The following is a 21,406-nucleotide window of genomic DNA, read 5'->3' as shown; positions in this document are numbered from 1 at the left end:
TGGAAGGCGAAGGGTGTTCGTTAATGGCAATGAGATAAAGAGCTGTGTATGGGCTGATGTCAAACGTGGTATAGCCTGTATTCATCCACACCCGTTACGGATCCACAAGCGAAAGCGGGGTGAAATTTACTCCCGCAAGCTGCGCGGTTACATAACCATCGAATTTATCTAACAGGCTGCCTCCGGGCAGCTTTTTTTATGCCTGCCGCTGAGCGGATGCGACGCGGTGCCCGGGTCGGATGACCCATTACGTATGGCCGGAAGGCTGGAGCAAAAATAATGAAACTGAAACTTGATGCTAACGGAAATGTGGTCGTTGAAAACGGTATGCCTGTGTACATCCATGATGATGGCAAAGAAATCCCGTTCGATGCGGTCGCAGCGATGACCAAAATCACCTCCCTGAATGGTGAGGCGAAAACTCACCGTGAAGCGAAGGAAGCGGCGGAAGCCAATCTCGCGAAATTCTCTGGCATCACCGACCCGGCCAAGGCGCTCGAAGCCCTGGAAATGATGACCAAAATCGACCAGAAAAAACTGATCGATGCTGGTGCCGTTGACCAGGTAAAGGCGGAGATTACCAAAGTATTCCAACAGCAACTCGAAGAGGCGAACAGCAAGACCCAGCAACTGGAAACTCAACTCTACGACGAGATGATCGGCGGCCGCTTTGGTGGCTCCAAATTCATCTCCGAGAAGATGGCGATCCCCAGTGAGTTCGTGCGTTCGTACTTCGGGCAGAACTTCAAAATCGAAGACGGCAAGGTTGTGGCCTACGACGGCCAGGGCAATAAGGTGTTCTCCCGCACCAAGCCCGGCGAGCTGGCCAGCTTCGATGAAGCGCTGGAATCTCTGGTCGAGTCGCACCCGCAGAAAGACTACATCCTCAAAGCGTCCGGCAACAGCGGCGGTGGTTCTCACCAGTCGCAGCATCAGGCTGGGCAGAAAACCATGAAACGCGCTGCTTTTGACGCCCTGCCACCAGCTGAACAACAGGCTGCGATTGGCGGCGGCACGAGCATCGTTGATTAATCGAAAGGAAAAATAAATGTCCAACACTTTGACTGGCCTGATCCCGACCATCTACACGGCACTGAACCGCGTATCCCGTGAGCAGGTGGGCTTTATCCCGGCGGTGGCCCGTAACGCTAAAGCCGATGCCGCGGCCAAAGACCAAACCGTGACCGCACCGGTAGCACCAAAAACCACCACCGTTGATATCACTCCGGCGGCAACCGCGCCAAACGACGGTGATCAGAACATTGGTACCGTGGACGTGAAAATCACCAAATCCAAAATGGCCCCGGTCAAATGGAATGGTGAAGAGCAGCTTGCCATCGGACCATCAGGCACTTATGACGTTGTCCTGGCTGACCAGTTTTCTCAGGCGTTCCGCGCACTGAGCAACGAAATGGATGCTGACCTGGCATCGCTGGCTTATAAGTCTTCCCGCGCTGTCGGTGCGCCAAAAGATACACCGTTCAGTGTCAAAGACGACCTGTCTGATGCGGCGAACGCTCGTCAGGTGCTGACTGATAACGGCGCACCAACCACTGACCTGCGCATGGTACTGGGCGGCGAAGCGATGGCGTCAATCCGTGGTAAACAGTCCGTACTGTTCAAAGCGAACGAAGCCGGTACCGATCAGCTGCTGCGTGAAGGCATCATTGGTCGTGTGATGGGCTTTAACCTGCACGAATCCGCCAACATCAAACGCACCGCGAAAAGCACGGCGGCGGGCTATAAGGTCAATGGTGAGAAGAAAGAGGGCGACATCATTATTGCTATCTCTGCTGGTACTGGCGGTATTGCTGCCGGGACCGCAGTGAAGTTCGATGGCGATGACAACCAGTACATGGTCGTAGCGGCAACCTCTTCGACTATCACCATCGGCGCACCTGGCCTGCGTCAGGATCTGCCAGATCAGGCGACTGTCACTGTGCTGAGCGAGTTCGTGCCAAACGTTGCCTTTGACCGTAACGCATTCCTGCTGGCTTGCCGTACCCCGGCCATGCCAAAAGGCGGCGATACCGCTGATGACGTGATGAACGTAACCGATCCGGTCTCTGGTATTACCTTCCAGATCGCGCTGTACCGCCAGTACCGTCAGGTGCGTTACGAGGTTGGTGTGGCGTGGGGTGTGGCCTCCGTTCAGCCTGAACATTCCACCATCATCATGGGTTAACCCAGGGGGCTTCGGCCCCTTTGTTATTCAGGAGGCCCGATGGCCGGATTAACAAAAGAGCAGCGCGCGCAGCGTGAAGCGGAAAAGCTTGCAGCTCAGCAGACCGCTGATAATAACCCTGCCCAGCAGGAACAGCAGCAGGAACAGCAGCAGGAACAGCAGCAGGAACAGCCAGGTATTGAGCTGGTGGTCATGGTGCGTGATATCCCAGAGTTCCCCGGCGGTCCGCTGCGCGCTGATGTTCACCCTGCTGAAGTGGATAACTGGCTGGCGCTGGACTGGCGTCTGGAGGAATAACCATGCTGGTTGCCGATCCCCATTCGCCGGACTTTAACAGCTACGCCAGCGTGTCCGACCTGCGGGTCTTTGCCGCTGCGCGCGGATACACCATTCCTGCCGAAGATGGCGAGTGTAGCCAGATGCTGATGCAGTCGATGGACTTTCTGGAAGGAAGGTCCTGGCGTGGTCAGCGCTCCAGCGCATCTCAGCCTCTATCCTGGCCGCGCTCCGGCGTACGCTTCGATGGCGTGGACCTGCCGGATGATGCTATTCCACAGCGCCTGATTGATGCCCAATGCCGCCTGGCTATCGAGTCGCAGGAGATTGATCTCACGCCGTCGGTCTCCGGTGGCGGCGCGGTCATAGCTGAGAGCGTACAAGGGGCGGTCTCTGTGCAGTACGAGCCGGGAACGAATAAGGCTACTCCATCATTCCCCTGGTTCTATTCCTCGCTGCGCGGGCTTGTGGTCGGCGGCAACCAGGTCCGGATCGAAAGGGGGTAGCATGGCAATCGACTATCGCCGCATGCGCGCCACGGCAACGCGGCTGCTGACGGAGAACGGCAAAGCCTACCAACTGACTCGCGGAGGTACTACCACCCGCGATCAGTACGGGAAAGAGGTTATCACCGAGCCAATTACAGCGACCGTTACCGGCGTTATCACCGAATACTCCACGCGTGAAATCGACGGTTCACTGATTGCTACGGGCGATAAGAAACTGGCGGCCACGTTTGAAACGGAAGTGCTCATTGGCGACCTCATTGATATCGACGGCAAAAAGTGGCGCGTAGTTCAGCCGAATCCGGTTAAGCCCGCAGGCGTGCTGATTTCCTATAACATCCAGCTGAGGACCTGATTATGACCAGTTCTGCAAATCAGCCGTTCCTGGCTGCCATTCAGTTGTTCGTAGAAGGTTCAAAGCAGGAGATTGAGGAGGCGGTCCGCCGGACGGGTATCAAAATCCTCGGGCGGTTGGTGGACATGTCACCTGTCGGGCAGCCAGAAATCTGGCAGGTAAACCAGACGGCATCAGCCTATAACACCGCCGTGCGAGAGCATAACGCGGCGCTACGTGATGATCCGGCCAACCTTACAAAAGCAGGGCGGCTCAGGCGAGGCCTGCGTGTCAACGATTCGATGGACATCAAAAAGCCAGAGGGTTATGTCGGGGGGCGATTCAAAAATAACTGGTATGTGGGGCTCGACAGCCAGCCTACAGAGACGAACGATACCCCAGATGCTTCCGGGCAGGGTTCCAACACCCGCGGGCTGGCGGTGCTTGAAGTGTTCCGGGTGGGGCAGGTGAACTCGATTTACTTTACCAATAACCTGCCATATGCCCAGGCGCTGGAGAATGGTCATTCGAATCAGGCGCCCGGCGGCATGGTCGGACTGACCGCATTGGATGCTGCGCAATATTTCCGAGAGGCAATGAGCGAGGTACGCAATGGTCGGTGATCAGTCCATGCGAATAGCTGACCTGCTGGAGAGCCGGGTAGCCATAATCTCGGCCTCTCTCGGCTTGCCGATCGCCTGGCCGAATATCGTATTCGATCCACCGGATGCGCCATACGCCCGTGTTTATGTTTTACCTGCACAAACTGTAGGTCAGGACATAGAAGGTCTGATGCGTACCTATCAGGGGATATTACAGGTAAACATCATTACTACCGCAGGATCAGGCGTGACTCAGGCGAGAGGGCTGGCCCAGTCGGTGGCAGATGCTTTCCCTGAAGGACTGCCGCTGGTGGACGGTAATCTGACGGTTTACATCAATGGGCCGCCGCAGGTGAGACAACCCATCCAGGACCGGCCAACCTCGGCGCCCAACGGGTCCAGTGGCTCCATAACCTACACCATTCCCGTCAGCATGCAGTACCGCGCTGACTACTGACCCGCCAGATGGCGGGTTTTTTATTAGCTAAATTCAGGAGAGTGCTATGGCATTCGCAATCCCTAACGGCTCGCGTGTGAACGTGGCCAAGGCCTATCAAGCCCCAATCACCTTTACCGCTGCCTCTAACGCGACGGAATGCGAACTGACCGTTGCATCGGCCTCCGGCATTCTGGCCGGTGACGTAGTTCAGGTGAGTTCCGGCTGGTTAAAGCTCGATAATATGGTGCTGCGCGTCAAATCGGTGACCAGTAATAAAATCGTGCTGGAAGCATTCGATACTACCGACACCACCAAATTCCCGGCAGGCACTGGCGCGGGCACGCTGCGCAAAATCGACTCATGGATCACCATGCCTCAGGTGATGACACTGTCAACTGAAGGTGGTGACCAGCAGAATATCAGCGTGCAGTTCCTGGAAGATGACAAAGCGCGAACTATCCCAACGTTTAAAAACGCGGTGGTTCAGGTTTACACCTTTGCACATGACCCTCAACTGGCGATCTACAAACGCCTCATTGACCTCGATGAATCCAGCGACACCACCGCGGTCTGGTTCCATAACCCACGCGGCAAAGCCGATCGTTTCTACTCAGCCAAAGTCTCGTTCCAGCGCGTTCCGCGCACGGAAATCAACGCTGTGGAAAGTAACGAGGCGCGCATGAACTTCGAATCGGACATGCAGATTTACCCGATCGCCGATTCATCCGTGACGCCGCTGGCGTTCCTGACCGACCTGCCGGCCACCAAATCGGTTGCTACAGGCGCAGCGCTGGATCTGGCGGTGGTAATGAAGGGCGGCTCAGCACCTTACACCTACGTTTGGAAGAAAGGCAGCACCGCTATTCCGGGCAAAACCGCATCGACGTTCAACATTTCGTCTGTCGCATCCGGTGATGCTGGCGTTTACACCTGTGAAGTCACCGACGCCGCGGGCAAAACCATCACCTCGGCTGCGTGTACTGTCACGATCAGCTAACTAATCAGGCCCGGTACGCCGGGCTTTTTTATGCGCATCGCACGCGCACATCGAAGAAAGTCTTTCAGCTGTGAGCCTGGGCAAACCGTTAACTTTCGGCGGATTTGCCGTGCGACAGGCTCACGTCTAAAAGGAAAATTAAATTGTCAGAACCTTCAATCGTCCCTTACGTAAAAACCACTCCCAAACCTTTTGGTGTGGACGTCGAATGGAAATGGCCGGGTGGCTGCGCGGTGCTAGAACTGCAATACCTTCATGAAGATGGCCGACTTATGAAAGAACGCATCTTCTGGCCAGCTACCGTATGCCTTATTTCCGGCCTCAAAGCTGGTGAGAGATTGCAGGTGCGCCTGCGTCCAATTGCAGAGGATGGCTCAGCACGAGATTGGCGAGCCAGTGACTGGGTCGAAGGGGTTTCTTCTGTCGATGTCGGAGAAATTGTAGAGGCGCTGGACGAAGAGATCCGTAACAGCTGCGCACTTCATGGCCTTAAAGGTGGCTGGTTTGTCGATAAAACCGGCAAGGCTTACATCCACGAAGCGCTGATTGGCGGTGGCGTATTGTCTACGAACTATAACGTGAAGTTGAATATCAACAACGTTGGCAAATCACACGAAGCTGGCATGACCATCGGTGTTGAAGATGGCCAGAGCAACGTTGAGTTTATGGCTGATCGCTATACGGTGCATGAAACCGCTCAATCAATTATCGGAAACGCCGTCGTAACAAAAGCGAAGATAAATATCGCGCTTGGCGATGAAACGAAGCAGGCCGTCATTGATGCTGTGCGTGAAAGCGATTTGTTCGCATCCCTCCAGGCAAAGATTGATGCGCAAACAGCTTCAGTAGTTGGGTTGCAACAGGCGATGCACGATGCGGTGAACGATGCTCTCCGAAAGGCGCTCAAGCCAGGCGGTCTGCTGTTCAAACGATAACCCCCCCATCACGCACACGAATATTCAACCCGCTACGGCGGGTTTTTGTTTTCTAAGGAACCGAAATGACCAAATTTTCTCTGATCCCCAACCCAACTTTTTCTGTAACCGCGAGCATTCCACGCGCTGGTGCCGAAGACGGCAAGCTGACGTTCACTTTCCGCCATAAAACGCTTGAAGAGCTGCGTTCCATGGATGCGAAGATGCAAAAGGCTGCGGAAGGTAAAAAGGCTGTTATCGAGCCGCAAGCTGACTATCTCATGGAAATTGTCGAAGGATGGGCTCTTCCTGACGAGTTTACCCGCGAAAACGTTATTGTTCTCCTGCAAAACTATCCGCGTGCTTTTGACAGCATCGGCATGGCGTACACCAAAGAGCTGATGGGGATTCGCGAAAAAAACTGAGGCAGGTCGCCGCAGCGTTGTATACGCCGGGACCGACGCTCGCGGAGCTGAGCGCTTTTGGTTTGACGCCTGAGGACGTGGAGGAAGAGGTGGGGATCCTTCCCTCTGTGTGGAAGTCTTTCACCATCTTCTCTGCCCTGGCAACCCAGTGGCGCGTCGGCGCGAGCGGGGCCACTGGACTGGATTACAACGTTCTCCCCTGGATGTTCGAGTTACACGGGGTTGAGGATGCGGCGACCTGCATGGCTGATCTTCAGATTATGGAAAGTGAGGCTCTCAAGGTAATGCATAAGGAGACGAAATAATGACAGACCAGATCGCCTCGATTACTTTGCGGGCCGATGTTTCTGACCTGAAAACAGCCAGCAACGAACTGGATAAACTCGGCCAGGCGGCGGCCGGTGCTGTAGATAAAGCAGATGATCTGAATAGCGTGTTTCGCGCTGGCGCTGAATCTGCGAAACAGGGTAGTGAAGGTATTAAGGAGCAGCAGAACGCGCTCAAGGGGTTGCTGGAGAATATCGATCCGGTTACCAAGGCCTTAAACCGCCTGGATGAGCAGCAAGAATCACTGCGGAAATTTCAGGTCAAAGGTTTCCTGGATACCGAGACCTTTCAGGCTTACAACAAAATCCTGGACGACACCCGTCTCAAGCTGACCGATACCGGAGAAGCCGCGGCGCGCGCTCAGGCCGAATTAGCCGCTACCCAGGCGGCAGAGAAGCAGTCCGCAGCGTTAAAGAACCTGCTGGGTTCCATCGACCCGACAATCCGTGCGTTCAACTCACTGGATGAACAGCACGCACAGCTGGTAGCCCATTTCGAAGCAGGGCGCATTAACGGCGCGCAGTTCGAGCACTTCAACACAATCCTTAACCAGACGCGTGAGCGCCTCTCTGGTGTCGCTGACGTACTGCCAGAGGCGCTATCCCGGCAGGAAGCTGCTGCCCGGCGCGCTGGAATCTCTGTTGGCCAGTACAGCGCAGCGATGCGTACGCTTCCGGCACAGTTCACCGATATCGCTACGCAGCTGGCTGGCGGCCAGTCTCCGTTCCTGATCCTGCTGCAACAGGGCGGGCAGATTAAAGACCAGTTCGGCTCGGTTCAGGGGGCGCTGTCTGGCGTCGGCGAATACATCCGCAGCATGGCTGGCATGATTAACCCAACCACGATCGCACTTGGTGGTCTGATTGGCACAATCGGCCTGCTGGCTGCCGCAGCATATAATTCATCAGAGCAATTCGACCTGGTGGCCCGCTCGGTCATTATGATGGGAGGGGCTGGCTTTGCTTCAATGCAGCAGCTCAACGAAGCTGCTGAGGAGGTGGCCGGCAAGACGAATACATCGATCAGTTCCACCGTCGATACGCTGGTTACGCTGAACGATACTGGCAAATATACCGCCAGCCAGATGAAGCAGATCGCAACGACCATCACCCTCATGGGTAAGGCCGGAAACGATACCAAAACGGCAATGGCCGACTTCGGCAAAATTGTCAGCGACCCGGTTAAAGGGCTGGCCAGCCTCAATGAGCAATATGGTTTCGTTGATGAGGCCATGATTAAGCACATCATCCAGCTTCGTAAGCAGAAGGGTGAGCAGGCGGCTGTTACCGAAGCCATTAACCTGTTTGCTGGCGTCATGGCAAAGCGCGCAGAGGAGACCAACAACGCGACCGATAATATCGGTCGAACATGGGAAAGCCTGAAGAAGAGCGCTTCTGACACCTTTGGTGAGATAGGTGTTACCGTGCGCGCCTGGGGAAACCAGATCATCGATATCTTCGAACTTGTTAAAGCTTCGATTAAAGACCTCTTCCTCAACATTACTTCACTGGACGCCAAATTCACTGGCACAATCGCTGGCTGGGCAGAGAAAATTCCTGGTGGCGGGGCGCTGGCTAATTTCCTCGGCATGGATGTAGAAGCCATGAAGAAGGCCGGGGCTGAAGCTGACAAAGAGATCGCGGCGAATAAAAAACGCTACGATGAACTCTGGAAACGCGTAACTGCCCCCAACGCACAGGCGAGCTATGAAGCCGAAGCGCGAGGTGTCACCGTTAAAGGGGAGGGTGGCTCGAGCCGCGAATCGAGGGATGCGGTATCGAAGCTTGCCGAAGACTCAGCCAAAAAGACCAAAGAGGCGAAAGCCACTCTGGAAGCTGGCGATCGCACCCTGGAGAACTACCGCGCCCAGGCCAGAACGTTAACTGAAACGCTCGAGACCCTCCGACAAACCGGCGAAACCCACGCTAAAAATACCGAGTTCAGTAAACAGCAATCTCGATTTGCTGAATTGGATGAAGCTGCCAAAACCCGCGCGCTGACTGCTCAGGAGAAATCTTTACTGTCGAGCCGTGAGGCCATTCTGAACGCCGCCAAGGTGGTTGATCAGAAGAATAAGGAAGTAGAGGCGCAGCAGAAGATTAACGGCCTGGCGAAGCAGGCGAATAAATACGTCACGCAGATGTCGGAAAAAACCGATGCATTGCGCGACAGTGCAGGCCTCAGCAGTCGGCAAACGCAGCGCATAATGGAAGAGGCGCAGCTTCGCCAGGGCTGGCTCAACGGTGGCGGTAAGCTTGACGATGCCGGTTATAAAAAAGAACTGGCGGCTCTCAGGAAATATTATGCCGAAGAGGACAAATTACGTGGCGACTGGAAAGCAGGGGCTGTTGCTGGCTGGAATGAATATCTTGACGCCGCCACGAATACCTATGATGCCGTGAAGAACGTCGCCAGTTCCACCCTGACCGGCTTGAGCAACATGCTGACTGAACTTATGACAACTGGCACCGCGTCAGTTAAAGAGTTCGGCAAATCTATGCTCAAGATGATCCTCGAGATAACCAACCAACTTATAGTGGCCTATACAGTACAGGCCGCGATGGGCTGGATAAACGGTGGCAGTAAAGGCGGCAGTACTCCTGGCGGATCATATGCTAACGCTGCTGCTGGGCTAACCTTTAATGCTAAAGGCGGTGTCTATGAATCGCCGGGCCTAAGCAAGTATGTCAACGGTGTATACGATACTCCTCAGTATTTTACCTTCCAGGGAGCGTCTAAATTCGCCAAAGGGGGCGTATTTGCTGAAGCAGGAGCGGAGGCGATCATGCCACTGGCAAAAGATTCTGCCGGACGGTTGGGAGTGCGCGCTCAGGGCGGTGGTGGCATGGCTCCGGTCATTAACACCACGGTTAACGTCGATGCTGGTGGTTCGGCAACGGCTCATACCTCCAGTTCTGGTGATGCTATGGGCCGTGCGCTCGCCGATGAAATGCAGAACGCTGCGTTGCAGGTTATCCAGAAGCACCTGAAACCAGGCGGCATGATCTATAACTTCAGTAAAGGCAGGTAGCCAGTTTCGCCGGGTTTTTCCATTGACCGAATACTGTTAGGATTAGTCCGAGCTTTCACCGAGGGAAGATAGGGACATGAAGAATCTTATTTTGGTCATGGGCATCATCATTTTGTCTGGGTGTGCCACCAAACCTATATCTAATGAGCAGGCCAAAGAGGTTCCGGCCCAGCGTTTAATTGACCCATCTTTTACAACCAACAGGGATGGAAGTGGTCAGGTCATTATAAAACGGGATGGCGGGTTGAGAGGTAGCTTGTGCTCTGTAAGGGTATTCGCTGACAGTAAGCCAATTGCTGATCTTGAGGCAGGAGAAAAAGTTACGCTATTTCTGAGCCCTGGTGATCATGTTTTCGGTGCGCAAGGCACAGGGGCTTGTTATGGCGGCCTAACGGCGCAATTTGGCAAGGTTTCCGAGGGTAAAACAATTAGTTATAGAATAGGACTTGGATCAGTAGGTGATTTTGCTATTTACCCTGATTGACTTTAATTCGCCTGTCAAACTACAGACACAACCCGCTTCGGCGGGTTTTTTTATGGAGTAAATATGGCAGTTGATACATACAGCTGGCGCTCGCAGCTCGGTGCTGGTGCGATTGAATATAGCCAGGCAGTACGCGCGGCACAGTTCGGTGATGGCTATGAGCAGGTTGCTGACAACGGTATTAACAGCACGGCTATTCAGATCCCTATGAAGCACACAGGCGCCGAATCGGAAGTGGACAGGATTCGTGATTTCCTCCTTGCTCATACCGTGAAGGCTTTCATCATTACGCCACCAGGTGAAGAAAAGGGGCTTTACCGCGTCGTAGCCGATTCGGTTCGTAAAACGCAGATCAGCAGCAAATATGCTGAGTTGACGTTCACCATCAAACGGGCTTACGGAGTGTACGCATAATGGCATTAGTCGATCAGGCGGCTATGCTGGCGCCGGGTGGCAGGGTCCGCCTGGTTGAAGTTGACGCCTCAGAGTTCAGTGGCGGGATTCACCGATTCCACTACGCACCTTTCCCCCATACACCGGAAGAAATTGATGCTGCCAATGGAGATGAAGAAAGGCTTGGACCCAAGCCAATCGTCTTCGGTGGCAACACCTACGATTTTTGGCCGTTTCAGGTTTCAGGCCTGGAGCTTTCAACAGACCAGGCGGCGGAGCCCACTCTCAGCGTCTCAAACCTTGACGGCCATATCACTGCGCTGTGTCTGCAATTTAAGGACATGGTTAACGCAAAAGTGAGCATTATCGATACCTATGCGGTCTATCTCGATGCCGTAAATTACCCTGGTGGCGTAAACCCGACAGCTGATTCGTCAATGTTCACACTTCAGACCTTCTGGCTTGACACCAAAACCTCCGAAGATGATGAGGTGGTTACCTGGGCACTCAGCAGCCCAGCCGATTTGCAGAGCCTTGTGATCCCCACCCGACAAATCACATCGCTTTGTGAATGGGCGCTGCGCGGTCAGTATCGCAGCGGCGATGGATGCACCTATAACGGCACTGCGTATTTCGACGCTAAAGGAAACCCAGTATCAGATCCTGCCCTTGATGTGTGTGGCGGTTGCCTCAGTGACTGCCGTAAACGATTTGGCGCTGGCCTGGCAGACCCTGACGCGGCAATCCTCGATTTTGGTGGCTTCCCGGCAACCGTTCTCTTTATCCGATAACCGGACGTACCAATGAATAAAACCATAATGGCAGCTATCCGGGCGCATGCACTGGAGGAATCCCCGCGTGAGTGCTGTGGCTTCGTTATTCAGTCTGGCCGTCGCCAGCGCTACATTCCCGTGCCGAATACGCACGAAAATCCGACAGAGCATTTTCGCATCGACGGCGAGCACTGGGCTAACGCCGAAGATATCGGGACGATTATTCGCGTCATCCACTCCCACCCGGGCGACGGTGCCCGGCCTATACCGTCCGATCTCGACCGCCAGCAGTGCAATAACTCCGGCGTGATCTGGGGTATTTACTCACCGGACAGGGATGAATACGCCGAGATAATGCCGGAGGCGGTGCCGCTTATCGGACGTCCGTTTATCCTGGGTTCGAATGACTGCTGGGGGCTGATTATGGACTGGCACGCCATTCAGGGCGTCACGCTGAACGATTTCCGCGTCGATTACCCGTGGTGGGAAAGTCAGTACCCGGACAATCTCTATTTCGAAAACTGGGAGCGGGAAGGATTCGTCGAGTGCGATCCGGCACCAGGCTGTATGGTCATCATGCAGGTTGATTCCGATAAGTGGAACCATGCGGGCATCATCACTGAAGAAGGTGAACTGCTCCATCACCTTTACGGCCAGCCTTCCTGCATTACCCCGTATGCCCGAGGCTATTTCAAAGACCGCACGATGATCTGCGTTCGTCACAAAAACCTGCCGCAGGAGATAAAGCCATGGCGCGTTTAACCACCATTCGTCTGTATGGCGCACTGGGCGCGCGGTTCGGGCGCGTGCACAAACTGGCAGTTCAGACATCTGCCGAAGCGGTCAAAGCCCTGTGTATCAACTTCGACGGGCTGGAAGACTACCTGATGAATGCCAAAAAAAACGGCATGACCTTCGCCGTGTTCCGCGGAAAAAGGAATATCGGCACTCAGGACTTCCAGGAGCTGACAGGAGACAGTGATATCCGCATTGCGCCGATTATGGAAGGTTCGAAAAAAGCCGGAGTATTTCAGACCATCCTGGGCGCTGTAATGGTGGTGGCTGGTATCGCAATTTCTTACTTTAGCTCCGGTGCTTTAGCTACGTTTGGCACAGGCCTTGCGATGTCGGGCGCGTCAATGATGGCCGGCGGTATCTACCAGATGCTTTCGCCCCAGCCCAAAGGGTTACAGGGCCGAGACGACCCTGACAATAAACCCTCTTATGCCTTTGGTGGCTCAGTGAATACCCTTGCGATGGGAAACCCGGTCGCGCTTCTCTATGGCGTCCGCGAGATTGGCGGCGCCATCATCAGCGCTGGCATAGTCGCCGAAGACATCTGATAACACCTTTCTGAATATCAAGCACCCAGTCGGGTGCTTTTTTTATGGATTTAATATGGAAGCGATCACTGGTGCAAAGGGTGGCAGCCAGAAGCAGCACACACCTGTAGAACAGCCTGATTCGGCGCAGTCAATGGCGCGCTGCCGCATGCTGCTGGCGCTCGGGGAAGGTGAGTTTGCTGGTGGTCTGGATGCGACCAGCATTTTCCTGGACGGTACGCCGCTGGGAAACGCCGACGGAACGATGAACTTTGAAAACGTTTCCTGGGAATTTCGGCCGGGAACACAGACCCAGACGCCGATTCCGGGTTTTCCCGCAGTGGAGAACGAAACTACGGTTGGCGTATCGCTGACAAAAGCCACGCCCTGGACGCGCGCGCTGAGTAACACCCAGATTGACGCTGTGCTCGTTCGCATTGGTATTCCGGGTTTGCAGCAGCAGGAAAACGACGGGGATATTGTCGGCACTACCGTAAAGTACCATATCGATCTTGCTGTAGATGGTGGTGCGTTCTCTACGGTCATGACAAGAACCGTGACAGAGAAACTCAGTTCTCTCTATGAACTGACCCATCGCATTAATCTTCCGAAAGCCAGTACAGGCTGGCAGATCCGCGTGGTACGCGACACCGACGACAGCACCAGCCAGATGTTGCAGAATAAAACGCAGGTACAGGCAATCACTGAGGTGATTGATGCGCGCCTGCGTTATCCCCATACGGCGCTGCTGTATGTGTCGTTCAACGCCAAATCGTTCAACAATATCCCGAAGGTTTCCTGTAAGCCTAAGGGGCGCATTATCCGCATCCCTTCGAATTACGATCCGATAGCCAGAACCTATAGCGGCACATGGGACGGGACGTTTAAGTGGGGCTGGACGAATAACCCAGCATGGATCTGGTTCGATGTGCTCACTGAGCCGCGTTTCGGTCTTGGCCGACGCGTCACGGCGCAGATGCTGGATAAGTGGGAGCTTTACCGTATTGCCCAGCGTTGCGATCAAAAAGTACCTGACGGGAAGGGTGGTGACGGTACCGAGCCGCGCTTCATGTTTGATGTCTACATCCAGTCGCAGGCAGATGCGTGGCAGGTAATCAAAGACATCGCCGCAGGGTTCAATGGCATGACGTTCTGGGGCAACAACATGTTTAATGTTGTCTCGGACATGCCGGCGGATACGTCGAAGCTGCAAATCCTTACCCGCGCCTCGGTGGTGGGCAAACCGGTTTACTCGAGCGGCAGTGAAAAGACCCGCTTCTCCAGCGCGCTGATTAACTTCAGCGACCCTGACAATCATTATCAGGACCGCACAACAGCAGTGATGTTCCCGGACCTGGTTAAGCAGTTCAAGTTTAAACAGACGCAGATCACCGCAATCGGCTGTACGCGCGAGAGCGAAGCACAGCGCCGTGGCGGGTGGGCGGTGTATTCCAACTCACTCGACCGGATTATTACGCTACAGACCGGGCTTGATGGCTATGTCTACGTGCCGGGTACCGTGTTTGCATTTGCTGACGAACGCCTTTCAGGGCGTGTTTATGGCGGGCGTATAACCGGATATAACGCCGGGTTGAAGGCTGTGACAACCGATCGGGGAACCAGTGCCGTTGCGGGTGACACACTGATGATCCGCACACGGGGCGGTACCGTTGAAAGCAGGGTGATCCAGGCCGTAAACGGCACGCAGCTGGTGGTCGCCACGCCTTTCACGGCAGAGCCGTTACCCAACGCTGTATTCGTCATCGATGCCGGGCAGTTGCGCCTGCAATACTTCCGCGTTACGAACCTGAAATTTGATGATGAAGAAAACACCTTCACAGTCACCGGGGCCGAATATAATGCATCAAAATATGATGCGGTCGATAACAATGCCCGCCTGGACACGCCGCCAATTAGTCTGATACCAACCGGCCTCGTCAACCAGCCGACCAATATCGTGGTAGCGAGCTATGATGCAGTGCGCCAGGGGCATCGAGTGGCTACCCTGACGGCATCCTGGGATGCGCCGGTCGACAAGAACGGCAAACCACAGGCGGATGTCATAGCCTATCGGGTGCAGTGGAAGCGCGGCGACAATGAGTGGGTTAACGTACCGGAGACCGGTCTTCGCAATATCGAAGTGCCTGGCATCTTCGAGGGTGATTATCTGGTCCGTGTACGCGCGATCAACTCCGGCGGTGCATCGAGTCTCTGGGCAACTTCCGCGCTTACACACCTGAAGGGACGCGCGGGTGATGTACCCAAACCTGTCGGGCTTAAAGCCTCCGAAGACGTCGTATTCGGAATCAACGTCACCTGGGGATTCCCGGCTAATACCGGCGACACCCTGAGCACTGAGCTGCAATACAGCATTGCTGCTGACGGTTCGAATCCGATGCTTTTGGCATCTGTACCGTATCCGCAGAAACTTTATCAACAAATGGGGCTGAAGGCGGGGCAGGAATTCTGGTACCAGGCGCGGCTTGTCGACAGGATCGGGAATCAGAGCGGTTGGACCGACTGGGTGCGCGGGCAGGCCAGCATCGATGTATCCGATATCACCGATGCAATCCTGGAGGACATGAAAGGCTCCGATACGTTCAAAGACTTGATCGAGAACGCGGTGGACAGCAGCGGAAAACTGGCAGAACTGGCTGATGCAATCAAAGAGAACGCAGACGGCCTTGCTGCTGCGGTTGGCTCGAACAAGCAGACCGCTGAAGCAATCATCGGAAACGCGCTGGCTATTGCCGATGTTGTCGTGCGCCAGACAGCCCAACAGGGCGCTAACTCTGCGACTTTCGAACAGCTCCGGGAGGTGATCGCTACTGAGACGGAGGCACGCGTAACGGATGTTACCCGTCTTGAGGCAAAAACAGCGCAGAACGTAGCGGGAATTACCGAGGTAAGGCAGGCTCTGTCAGATGAAGCTCAGGCAAGGGCTACTGCTGTTGATCAGCTCACTGCGAGTACTCAGGTCATTTCTGATAAAGCTGATTCGGCTTCGAGTAAAGCTGATGCTGCATCAGGTAAGGCAGATGCAGCTGAACAAGCCAGCTCACAAAACACTGCTGATATCACCACGTTGCGACAGGTTGTCACCGACACGACTTCATCAATGGCATCCCGCCTGGAGGAGCTGGGAGCAAGAACCGATACTGCCAGCGGCGGCATCCAGAATAACGCTATCGCGCTAATAACGAGTACGCTGGCGCAGGTTGATCAGCAGGTGAGACTCAGCGCGCAGTACGGTGACAGCAAGGCCGGCATCGATCGTATTGATAACGTCATGGCAAGCGACAGGGAGGCAACGGCGCGTTCGCTGCTGAGTTTGCAGACTGACGTGAACGGCAACAAGGCATCCATCAACAGCCTGAACCAGACGTTCTCCGATTACCAGCAGGCCACGGCCACGCAGATAAACGGCATTACGGCGACCATCAACGGGCATACGTCAGCCATTACTACTAACGCTCAGGCCATCGCGAACGTTAACGGGGACCTGAAGGCGATGTACAGTATCAAGGTCGGGTTATCCAGCAATGGTCAGTATTACGCGGCAGGGATGGGGATCGGCGTGGAGAATACGCCGTCCGGCATGCAGTCGCAGGTTATCTTCCTGGCTGACCGCTTCGCCGTTACTCACCAGGCAGGAGCGACCGTTACGCTTCCGTTCGTTATCCAGAACGGGCAGACCATAATCCGGGACACGGTCATTGGAGACGGGACGATTGGAAACGCCAAGATCGGCAGCTATATCCAATCTTCAACCTGGGACGGCACCGGGAACGTTGGCTGGCACATCAACAAATCTGGCTACGCGACGTTTAACAACGTGACCGTTCGCGGCTCGATTTACGCCACAAACGGTAATTTTTCTTTCAATGGCTCCGGCAACACAACGGTGATTAATGGTAATGGCGTAACCATTAATATTCCGGGTGGCGGCCGCATCGTACTGGGGACGTGGACATAAAATGCCGACAGGACTACTGATAGAACTAAATGACGGCGGAAAGCGCATGGAGATAACTGCGGGCCTGCGATGCCCGTCGTTTGGGGCCAACTTTGACAGTGGCTACCAGAAAGCCAAGTACGCTGATGTTGCCGGTTATGTTTCCGGGGCGCAGGTGCTGTTTATCCCTCACGCGACGGCTTATCTTGATTCAGGGCTGCTTCATAAAATGAACTCGGTCACCATATCCGGTGGCCGCGTGACGCAGAACTCCACGATGAAGGATGTAAGCATCAGTGAGCGTGAAAGTACGTACACGTTCCCCGGTAGCCTCTGGCAGATATTTCCGTCAGGCCAGCGTAGTGGTGTGGGTCTTCTCATCAGCAACAGCACTGACTTCACCTCAATAACCAATGCCACGCAGTCAGGGCAGTGTATCTGGAAGGGGACCGTCAATGTCCCCACAGGCGGCTGGGCAGTTCCCACGATAGCGGGGTACGACAAGTCCAAATATATCGTCTTTGGGCGCTGCAATAGCGGCAACACCGTCGATTTCGATGGCAACACGGTCAGGTTCTTCAGCCCTCCATCCACCAACGATGATGCTCCAACGACCGGCACGATAGATATTGTCATCTTTGCCAGTGGCGTGGCGCCGGAGCCGGGCACCGGGCTCAACATCTTCAATGCAGCCGGGGCCTGCACGTTTTCGACGACAAAGCGGCCTTTCGTCTACCTCAACCAGCTATGGACACCTTCGAAAAATGCCGTGAGCATCGGCAGCGGCTATGTTCCGCTGGGCAGATTCGGGCTGATGGCTCACGAAGTAAATGGCATGTACGTGTATAGAATGTTCGGAATAAAAATACAGAACGGCAGTGCTTCAGTTCAGGGTGGGAAATATCTGGGGCGCGAGCGGTATGCAATTTTTGGTAATGACACGGTAACGCCACTGAACCTTCCCGTTCTACCCGATATGTACGTCTGAATAAACTGTCTTTTTAATCAACCTCGCTCCGGCGGGGTTTTTTATTGCCTGGAGAAAACATGATTTATAGTACTGGCACTATCGCCATCAGCGGAAACACCCTTACAGGTACCGGCACAAACTTCACTGCTGCTGGATCTCTTATTCGTAACGGCTGTACCGTTTTTGCAATGACCAGCCCTGTGCAGGTATTTCAGATTACCACCATCGGCAGCGCAACAAGTCTCACCGTAACGCCAGCAGCTAACCCAACTGTTCCCGCTGGAACCCGATTTGCCATTCTTCTGAGTGACAGTCTGAGCGTGGATGGTCTGGCGCAGGATATCGCTGAAACCTTCACGATGTACCAGCGCTACATGAGCGGGTTCGCTGATGTAATGAACGGGACATCTGATGTCACCATCACTATCAACGGCAATGTCGTTACCGTGCCGGGTCAAAAATCTCTGGCGAAGAAAGGGGATAACAGCGACATTACCAGCCTTTCTGGGCTGAAAACAGCTCTCAGCATTGAGCAGGGAGGGACCGGCGCAAAGAATGCCGCTGGCGCTCGCACAAACCTCGATTTGGGAAGTAGCGCGACACGGGATGCTTACAGCTCGACAGGACAGATGCTTTCTGAGGGGGATTTCGGTGTTGGTGGGAAATCGCTCAATTTATCATGGGATTCGCTTGCAGGAAAAAATCAATTCAACTCAAACTCAAATGGTGCATTTCAGGGCGGTAATGTTGTTCTTTTTGGTGTCAGTATTTCACACCATGCAAATGATGCATATGCTTATCAGATAGCGGGCCGGGGAACATATGGCATTATTCATCGTTCACTTGAAGGTGGTGTACATGGGCAATGGAGAACCTGTTACGACACTGGTAATACAACTAAGGCGAGTGATGGCACACTAAAAGCGGCATCGCCTGTTGCTCGCATTGTTAAGTCTCAGGAAGAGAACCAGCGCACGGATATATCCGAGGATGGTTTTGCATGGTGCGGCTGCGGTACTGCGAACACCGAAGCTGAAGGAATCAAAATTTCCCGGGTCGATGTTGGTGTTTATGTGCTGACAGGTTCGGCAGGCCTGGCATCAGAAGGCTGGCAGCTGCTGCCGCCAATGGACCCTGGCGGCATGGGGGAACTGGGTGTTGTTGAAGCAGAGCAGACAGAAAGCGGTGGGCTGACGATTCGGCTTTTTAAGCGGAAATACATACTCAGCGAAGAAGGCGAAATTGTTAAAACGAAAGGGGCTCCTATAGATGTTCCTGCCAACAGCTGGATCGACGTTCGCCTCGATATGCCAGAGGATAGCATCTGGAAAACAAGAGCTTCCGAAGCTTCTCTTGAACTGACAGAGCAGCCTGAGGACATTCAGCCTTAAAAATTAATAGGCGAACCCAAATTGATCTGCATTCCATTTGAAACTACTGTATATAAACACAGTAATAAAGGGAGTGCAGATTATGCCCCGAATTTCAGATATACAGGCCGCCTTTATTGCGGCCATAGAGCTTAACCCAAAGGGCTACCGCTACCTGAGAACAGACAGCTTTATAGAAAAGTTGCGTGGTTTTAACTGGCACTTCACCCGAGCCGACGCCAATGCATGGATAGAGCGCAATCAGCCAGGCTTCGCTGACAAGACGACAGACGGTAGCGACAACAGGTACTGGATCCTGAGAAACATGGGGAGGGTTCTTTAATGGGATTTCCTTCACCAGCAACAGACTACATTGAGCGCCGACTAACCCCAGCAATTCTGTGCAACATGGGGGCTGATAGCAGGGTGCTTGAAACGGATGTGGGGTTTGCGGTCATAGAGCCAGCAACGAAAAAGACACCTGGAGATGTGTTGTTAATTTTGTGCGACGGGCACACACAATTTGCAAAACTCATGGGCAAGGCGCTCATTACGGATGATGGTGAAGCGATTGAGGGATTAGCGCTTGAAGGAGTGGAAGTGCTGGGTAGGCTGACGTTCTTCATCAATCATGCGAGGGATGACGACGACAATCCGGTGATGTGATGTTTGCCCTTGTCGATGTGAACTCATTTTATGCAAGCTGTGAAACAGTATTCAGACCCGACCTGCGCGGGCGGCCAGTTGTCGTTCTGTCGAATAATGACGGCTGCGTAATAGCACGTAGCGCCGAGGCAAAGGCTGCCGGGATAGCGATGGGAGAGCCGTTCTTCAAGCAGAAGGAGTTGTTCCGGCGAGCTGGGGTTGTTTGCTTCAGCAGCAACTACGAGCTCTATGCAGATATGTCCAGCCGGGTGATGACTACGTTGGAAGAAATGAGCCCGCGTGTGGAAATTTACAGCATAGACGAAGCCTTTTGCGACCTTACCGGCGTAAGGAATTGCCGTGACCTGACTGAGTTCGGGAAAGAGATCCGCGCGACTATTTTACAGCGGACACATCTCACAGTCGGCGTAGGAATAGCCCAGACCAAGACGCTGGCTAAGCTGGCTAACCATGCTGCGAAAAAATGGCAGCGGCAGACGGGCGGGGTGGTCGATCTCTCAAACGTCGACCGGCAGCGAAGACTACTGGCACTGGTTCCTGTAGAGGATGTCTGGGGCGTTGGTCGGCGCATCAGCAAAAAGCTGAACGCTATGGGCATCAAAACGGCACTAGACCTCTCAGAACAAAGCACGTGGATTATCCGTAAACACTTTAACGTTGTTCTGGAGCGAACCGTTCGGGAGCTGCGCGGCGAGCCATGCCTGGATCTGGAGGAGTTCGCCCCGGTAAAGCAGGAAATTGTATGCAGCCGATCGTTTGGCGAACGTATTACTGACTATGAACACATGCGGCAGGCGATTTGCAGTTATGCGGCCCGTGGAGCTGAAAAGCTACGTGGTGAGCATCAGTACTGCCGTTTTATCTCCGCTTTCGTCAAGACCTCTCCATTTGCCCTTAATGAGCCGTATTACGGAAACAGCGCATCGGTAAGGCTGCTCACGCCAACTCAGGACAGCAGAGACATCATCAATGCCGCGGTAAAGTGTCTGGACAAAATATGGAAGGACGGTCACCGGTACCAGAAAGCGGGTGTCATGCTGGGCGACTTCTTCAGCCAGGGCGTGGCCCAGCTAAATCTGTTTGACGACAGTGCGCCTCGAGCTGGTAGCGAGAAGTTAATGGAAGTGCTGGATCACCTGAATGCAAAGGACGGAAAGGGCACGCTCTATTTTGCCGGGCAGGGTATACAGCAGCAGTGGCAGATGAAGCGTGAAATGCTGTCGCCTCGATATACCACGAGATATTCAGATTTGCTTAGAGTCCGATAAATTTTCTTGATGTCTTGGTCCGCTTTATTCCAGAAGGGGACGAAGAATTGCGATTGCAAAAAAATTAGTAGTTGAAAAGATGGCAGAATGAAGGAAGAATGTGCCAATATTGCTGAGGTTTAAAGGGATTTAGGGGCAAGATATGGGATTGTCTAATACAGTACAGAAA

23 protein-coding genes are annotated in these 21,406 nt (G+C 54.1%); all 23 read left to right on the top strand.

Going from position 1 to position 21,406, the window contains the following annotated elements; translation table 11 throughout:
* Positions 1-279: 279 nt before the first annotated feature.
* A complete protein-coding gene (locus tag ACOTZD_RS16575; RefSeq protein ID WP_149912269.1) occupies positions 280-1,032 on the top strand; it encodes a DUF6651 domain-containing protein in 753 nt (250 codons plus the stop codon).
* A gap of 16 nt (positions 1,033-1,048) precedes the next feature.
* Positions 1,049-2,185 (top strand): P22 phage major capsid protein family protein, encoded by a 1,137-nt coding sequence (locus ACOTZD_RS16570; protein ID WP_126501500.1) that lies wholly within the window; start codon positions 1,049-1,051, stop codon positions 2,183-2,185.
* 39 nt (positions 2,186-2,224) lie between these two features.
* Complete coding sequence (locus ACOTZD_RS16565; RefSeq protein ID WP_198479661.1) at positions 2,225-2,482, top strand: hypothetical protein; 258 nt, start codon at positions 2,225-2,227, stop codon at positions 2,480-2,482.
* Between the two features lie 2 nt (positions 2,483-2,484).
* A complete protein-coding gene (locus tag ACOTZD_RS16560) occupies positions 2,485-2,967 on the top strand; it encodes a DnaT-like ssDNA-binding protein (protein WP_111995326.1) in 483 nt (160 codons plus the stop codon).
* Between the two features lies 1 nt (position 2,968).
* Positions 2,969-3,322 (top strand): hypothetical protein, encoded by a 354-nt coding sequence (locus ACOTZD_RS16555; RefSeq protein WP_149912268.1) that lies wholly within the window; start codon positions 2,969-2,971, stop codon positions 3,320-3,322.
* Between the two features lie 2 nt (positions 3,323-3,324).
* Positions 3,325-3,924, top strand: a complete 600-nt coding sequence (locus ACOTZD_RS16550; RefSeq protein WP_126501504.1) for a hypothetical protein — start codon at positions 3,325-3,327, stop codon at positions 3,922-3,924.
* A complete protein-coding gene (locus ACOTZD_RS16545; protein WP_126501506.1) occupies positions 3,914-4,360 on the top strand; it encodes a phage tail terminator-like protein in 447 nt (148 codons plus the stop codon). Before ACOTZD_RS16550 ends, ACOTZD_RS16545 begins: the two co-directional genes overlap by 11 nt.
* A gap of 46 nt (positions 4,361-4,406) precedes the next feature.
* Complete coding sequence (locus ACOTZD_RS16540) at positions 4,407-5,339, top strand: phage tail tube protein (protein WP_149912267.1); 933 nt, start codon at positions 4,407-4,409, stop codon at positions 5,337-5,339.
* Positions 5,340-5,482: 143 nt separating this feature from the next.
* Positions 5,483-6,274, top strand: a complete 792-nt coding sequence (locus tag ACOTZD_RS16535) for a phage tail tip fiber protein (protein WP_225247914.1) — start codon at positions 5,483-5,485, stop codon at positions 6,272-6,274.
* Positions 6,275-6,339: 65 nt separating this feature from the next.
* On the top strand, positions 6,340-6,678 hold the full coding sequence (locus tag ACOTZD_RS16530) for a phage tail assembly chaperone (protein ID WP_016042143.1): 339 nt from the start codon (positions 6,340-6,342) through the stop codon (positions 6,676-6,678).
* Between the two features lie 17 nt (positions 6,679-6,695).
* Positions 6,696-6,983: a DUF1799 domain-containing protein gene (locus tag ACOTZD_RS16525; RefSeq protein WP_022651625.1), complete on the top strand. Its 288-nt coding sequence runs from the start codon at positions 6,696-6,698 to the stop codon at positions 6,981-6,983.
* Positions 6,983-10,036 carry a phage tail tape measure protein gene (locus tag ACOTZD_RS16520; RefSeq protein WP_149912266.1) on the top strand — a complete coding sequence of 1,018 codons (3,054 nt, stop codon included), beginning with the start codon at positions 6,983-6,985 and terminating at the stop codon, positions 10,034-10,036. Before ACOTZD_RS16525 ends, ACOTZD_RS16520 begins: the two co-directional genes overlap by 1 nt.
* A gap of 76 nt (positions 10,037-10,112) precedes the next feature.
* Complete coding sequence (locus ACOTZD_RS16515; protein WP_149912265.1) at positions 10,113-10,520, top strand: hypothetical protein; 408 nt, start codon at positions 10,113-10,115, stop codon at positions 10,518-10,520.
* 63 nt (positions 10,521-10,583) lie between these two features.
* On the top strand, positions 10,584-10,934 hold the full coding sequence (locus tag ACOTZD_RS16510; protein ID WP_023295181.1) for a phage tail protein: 351 nt from the start codon (positions 10,584-10,586) through the stop codon (positions 10,932-10,934).
* Positions 10,934-11,704, top strand: a complete 771-nt coding sequence (locus ACOTZD_RS16505; protein ID WP_188348060.1) for a phage minor tail protein L — start codon at positions 10,934-10,936, stop codon at positions 11,702-11,704. Before ACOTZD_RS16510 ends, ACOTZD_RS16505 begins: the two co-directional genes overlap by 1 nt.
* A gap of 12 nt (positions 11,705-11,716) precedes the next feature.
* Positions 11,717-12,448 (top strand): C40 family peptidase, encoded by a 732-nt coding sequence (locus ACOTZD_RS16500; protein WP_149912263.1) that lies wholly within the window; start codon positions 11,717-11,719, stop codon positions 12,446-12,448.
* Positions 12,436-13,029 carry a tail assembly protein gene (locus ACOTZD_RS16495; RefSeq protein WP_047642171.1) on the top strand — a complete coding sequence of 198 codons (594 nt, stop codon included), beginning with the start codon at positions 12,436-12,438 and terminating at the stop codon, positions 13,027-13,029. The genes ACOTZD_RS16500 and ACOTZD_RS16495 overlap by 13 nt, the downstream gene beginning before the upstream one ends.
* A gap of 55 nt (positions 13,030-13,084) precedes the next feature.
* Positions 13,085-16,984, top strand: a complete 3,900-nt coding sequence (locus ACOTZD_RS16490) for a phage tail protein (protein ID WP_149912262.1) — start codon at positions 13,085-13,087, stop codon at positions 16,982-16,984.
* A gap of 1 nt (position 16,985) precedes the next feature.
* Positions 16,986-17,951, top strand: coding sequence for a DUF6453 family protein (locus ACOTZD_RS16485; protein ID WP_149912261.1), 966 nt, complete (start codon positions 16,986-16,988; stop codon positions 17,949-17,951).
* Positions 17,952-18,010: 59 nt separating this feature from the next.
* Positions 18,011-19,324 carry a phage tail protein gene (locus ACOTZD_RS16480; protein ID WP_421636340.1) on the top strand — a complete coding sequence of 438 codons (1,314 nt, stop codon included), beginning with the start codon at positions 18,011-18,013 and terminating at the stop codon, positions 19,322-19,324.
* An 82-nt stretch (positions 19,325-19,406) separates the two neighbouring features.
* On the top strand, positions 19,407-19,646 hold the full coding sequence (locus tag ACOTZD_RS16475; protein ID WP_022650864.1) for a hypothetical protein: 240 nt from the start codon (positions 19,407-19,409) through the stop codon (positions 19,644-19,646).
* Complete coding sequence (locus ACOTZD_RS16470) at positions 19,646-19,969, top strand: hypothetical protein (RefSeq protein WP_126501133.1); 324 nt, start codon at positions 19,646-19,648, stop codon at positions 19,967-19,969. Before ACOTZD_RS16475 ends, ACOTZD_RS16470 begins: the two co-directional genes overlap by 1 nt.
* Entirely contained in the window at positions 19,969-21,237 is a 1,269-nt protein-coding gene (locus ACOTZD_RS16465; RefSeq protein ID WP_126501134.1) for a Y-family DNA polymerase, read from the top strand. The genes ACOTZD_RS16470 and ACOTZD_RS16465 overlap by 1 nt, the downstream gene beginning before the upstream one ends.
* Positions 21,238-21,406: the final 169 nt, after the last annotated feature.

It is taken from the genome of Enterobacter cloacae complex sp. SHL022 (genome assembly GCF_049237785.1).
GTDB classification, from domain to species: Bacteria; Pseudomonadota; Gammaproteobacteria; order Enterobacterales; family Enterobacteriaceae; genus Enterobacter; species Enterobacter hormaechei_C.
Note: the sequence above shows the minus strand (reverse complement) of the source record. Positions and strands in the feature narration are given on the sequence as shown.

Bases quoted from the DNA above. Each gene is read 5' to 3' on its own strand.
- ACOTZD_RS16575 (WP_149912269.1), top strand. From the start codon at position 280: ATGAAACTGAAACTTGATGCTAACGGAAATGTGGTCGTTGAAAACGGT.
- ACOTZD_RS16570 (WP_126501500.1), top strand. From the start codon at position 1,049: ATGTCCAACACTTTGACTGGCCTGATCCCGACCATCTACACGGCACTG.
- ACOTZD_RS16565 (WP_198479661.1), top strand. From the start codon at position 2,225: ATGGCCGGATTAACAAAAGAGCAGCGCGCGCAGCGTGAAGCGGAAAAG.
- ACOTZD_RS16560 (WP_111995326.1), top strand. From the start codon at position 2,485: ATGCTGGTTGCCGATCCCCATTCGCCGGACTTTAACAGCTACGCCAGC.
- ACOTZD_RS16555 (WP_149912268.1), top strand. From the start codon at position 2,969: ATGGCAATCGACTATCGCCGCATGCGCGCCACGGCAACGCGGCTGCTG.
- ACOTZD_RS16550 (WP_126501504.1), top strand. From the start codon at position 3,325: ATGACCAGTTCTGCAAATCAGCCGTTCCTGGCTGCCATTCAGTTGTTC.
- ACOTZD_RS16545 (WP_126501506.1), top strand. From the start codon at position 3,914: ATGGTCGGTGATCAGTCCATGCGAATAGCTGACCTGCTGGAGAGCCGG.
- ACOTZD_RS16540 (WP_149912267.1), top strand. From the start codon at position 4,407: ATGGCATTCGCAATCCCTAACGGCTCGCGTGTGAACGTGGCCAAGGCC.
- ACOTZD_RS16530 (WP_016042143.1), top strand. From the start codon at position 6,340: ATGACCAAATTTTCTCTGATCCCCAACCCAACTTTTTCTGTAACCGCG.
- ACOTZD_RS16520 (WP_149912266.1), top strand. From the start codon at position 6,983: ATGACAGACCAGATCGCCTCGATTACTTTGCGGGCCGATGTTTCTGAC.
- ACOTZD_RS16515 (WP_149912265.1), top strand. From the start codon at position 10,113: ATGAAGAATCTTATTTTGGTCATGGGCATCATCATTTTGTCTGGGTGT.
- ACOTZD_RS16510 (WP_023295181.1), top strand. From the start codon at position 10,584: ATGGCAGTTGATACATACAGCTGGCGCTCGCAGCTCGGTGCTGGTGCG.
- ACOTZD_RS16505 (WP_188348060.1), top strand. From the start codon at position 10,934: ATGGCATTAGTCGATCAGGCGGCTATGCTGGCGCCGGGTGGCAGGGTC.
- ACOTZD_RS16500 (WP_149912263.1), top strand. From the start codon at position 11,717: ATGAATAAAACCATAATGGCAGCTATCCGGGCGCATGCACTGGAGGAA.
- ACOTZD_RS16495 (WP_047642171.1), top strand. From the start codon at position 12,436: ATGGCGCGTTTAACCACCATTCGTCTGTATGGCGCACTGGGCGCGCGG.
- ACOTZD_RS16490 (WP_149912262.1), top strand. From the start codon at position 13,085: ATGGAAGCGATCACTGGTGCAAAGGGTGGCAGCCAGAAGCAGCACACA.
- ACOTZD_RS16485 (WP_149912261.1), top strand. From the start codon at position 16,986: ATGCCGACAGGACTACTGATAGAACTAAATGACGGCGGAAAGCGCATG.
- ACOTZD_RS16480 (WP_421636340.1), top strand. From the start codon at position 18,011: ATGATTTATAGTACTGGCACTATCGCCATCAGCGGAAACACCCTTACA.
- ACOTZD_RS16475 (WP_022650864.1), top strand. From the start codon at position 19,407: ATGCCCCGAATTTCAGATATACAGGCCGCCTTTATTGCGGCCATAGAG.
- ACOTZD_RS16470 (WP_126501133.1), top strand. From the start codon at position 19,646: ATGGGATTTCCTTCACCAGCAACAGACTACATTGAGCGCCGACTAACC.
- ACOTZD_RS16465 (WP_126501134.1), top strand. From the start codon at position 19,969: ATGTTTGCCCTTGTCGATGTGAACTCATTTTATGCAAGCTGTGAAACA.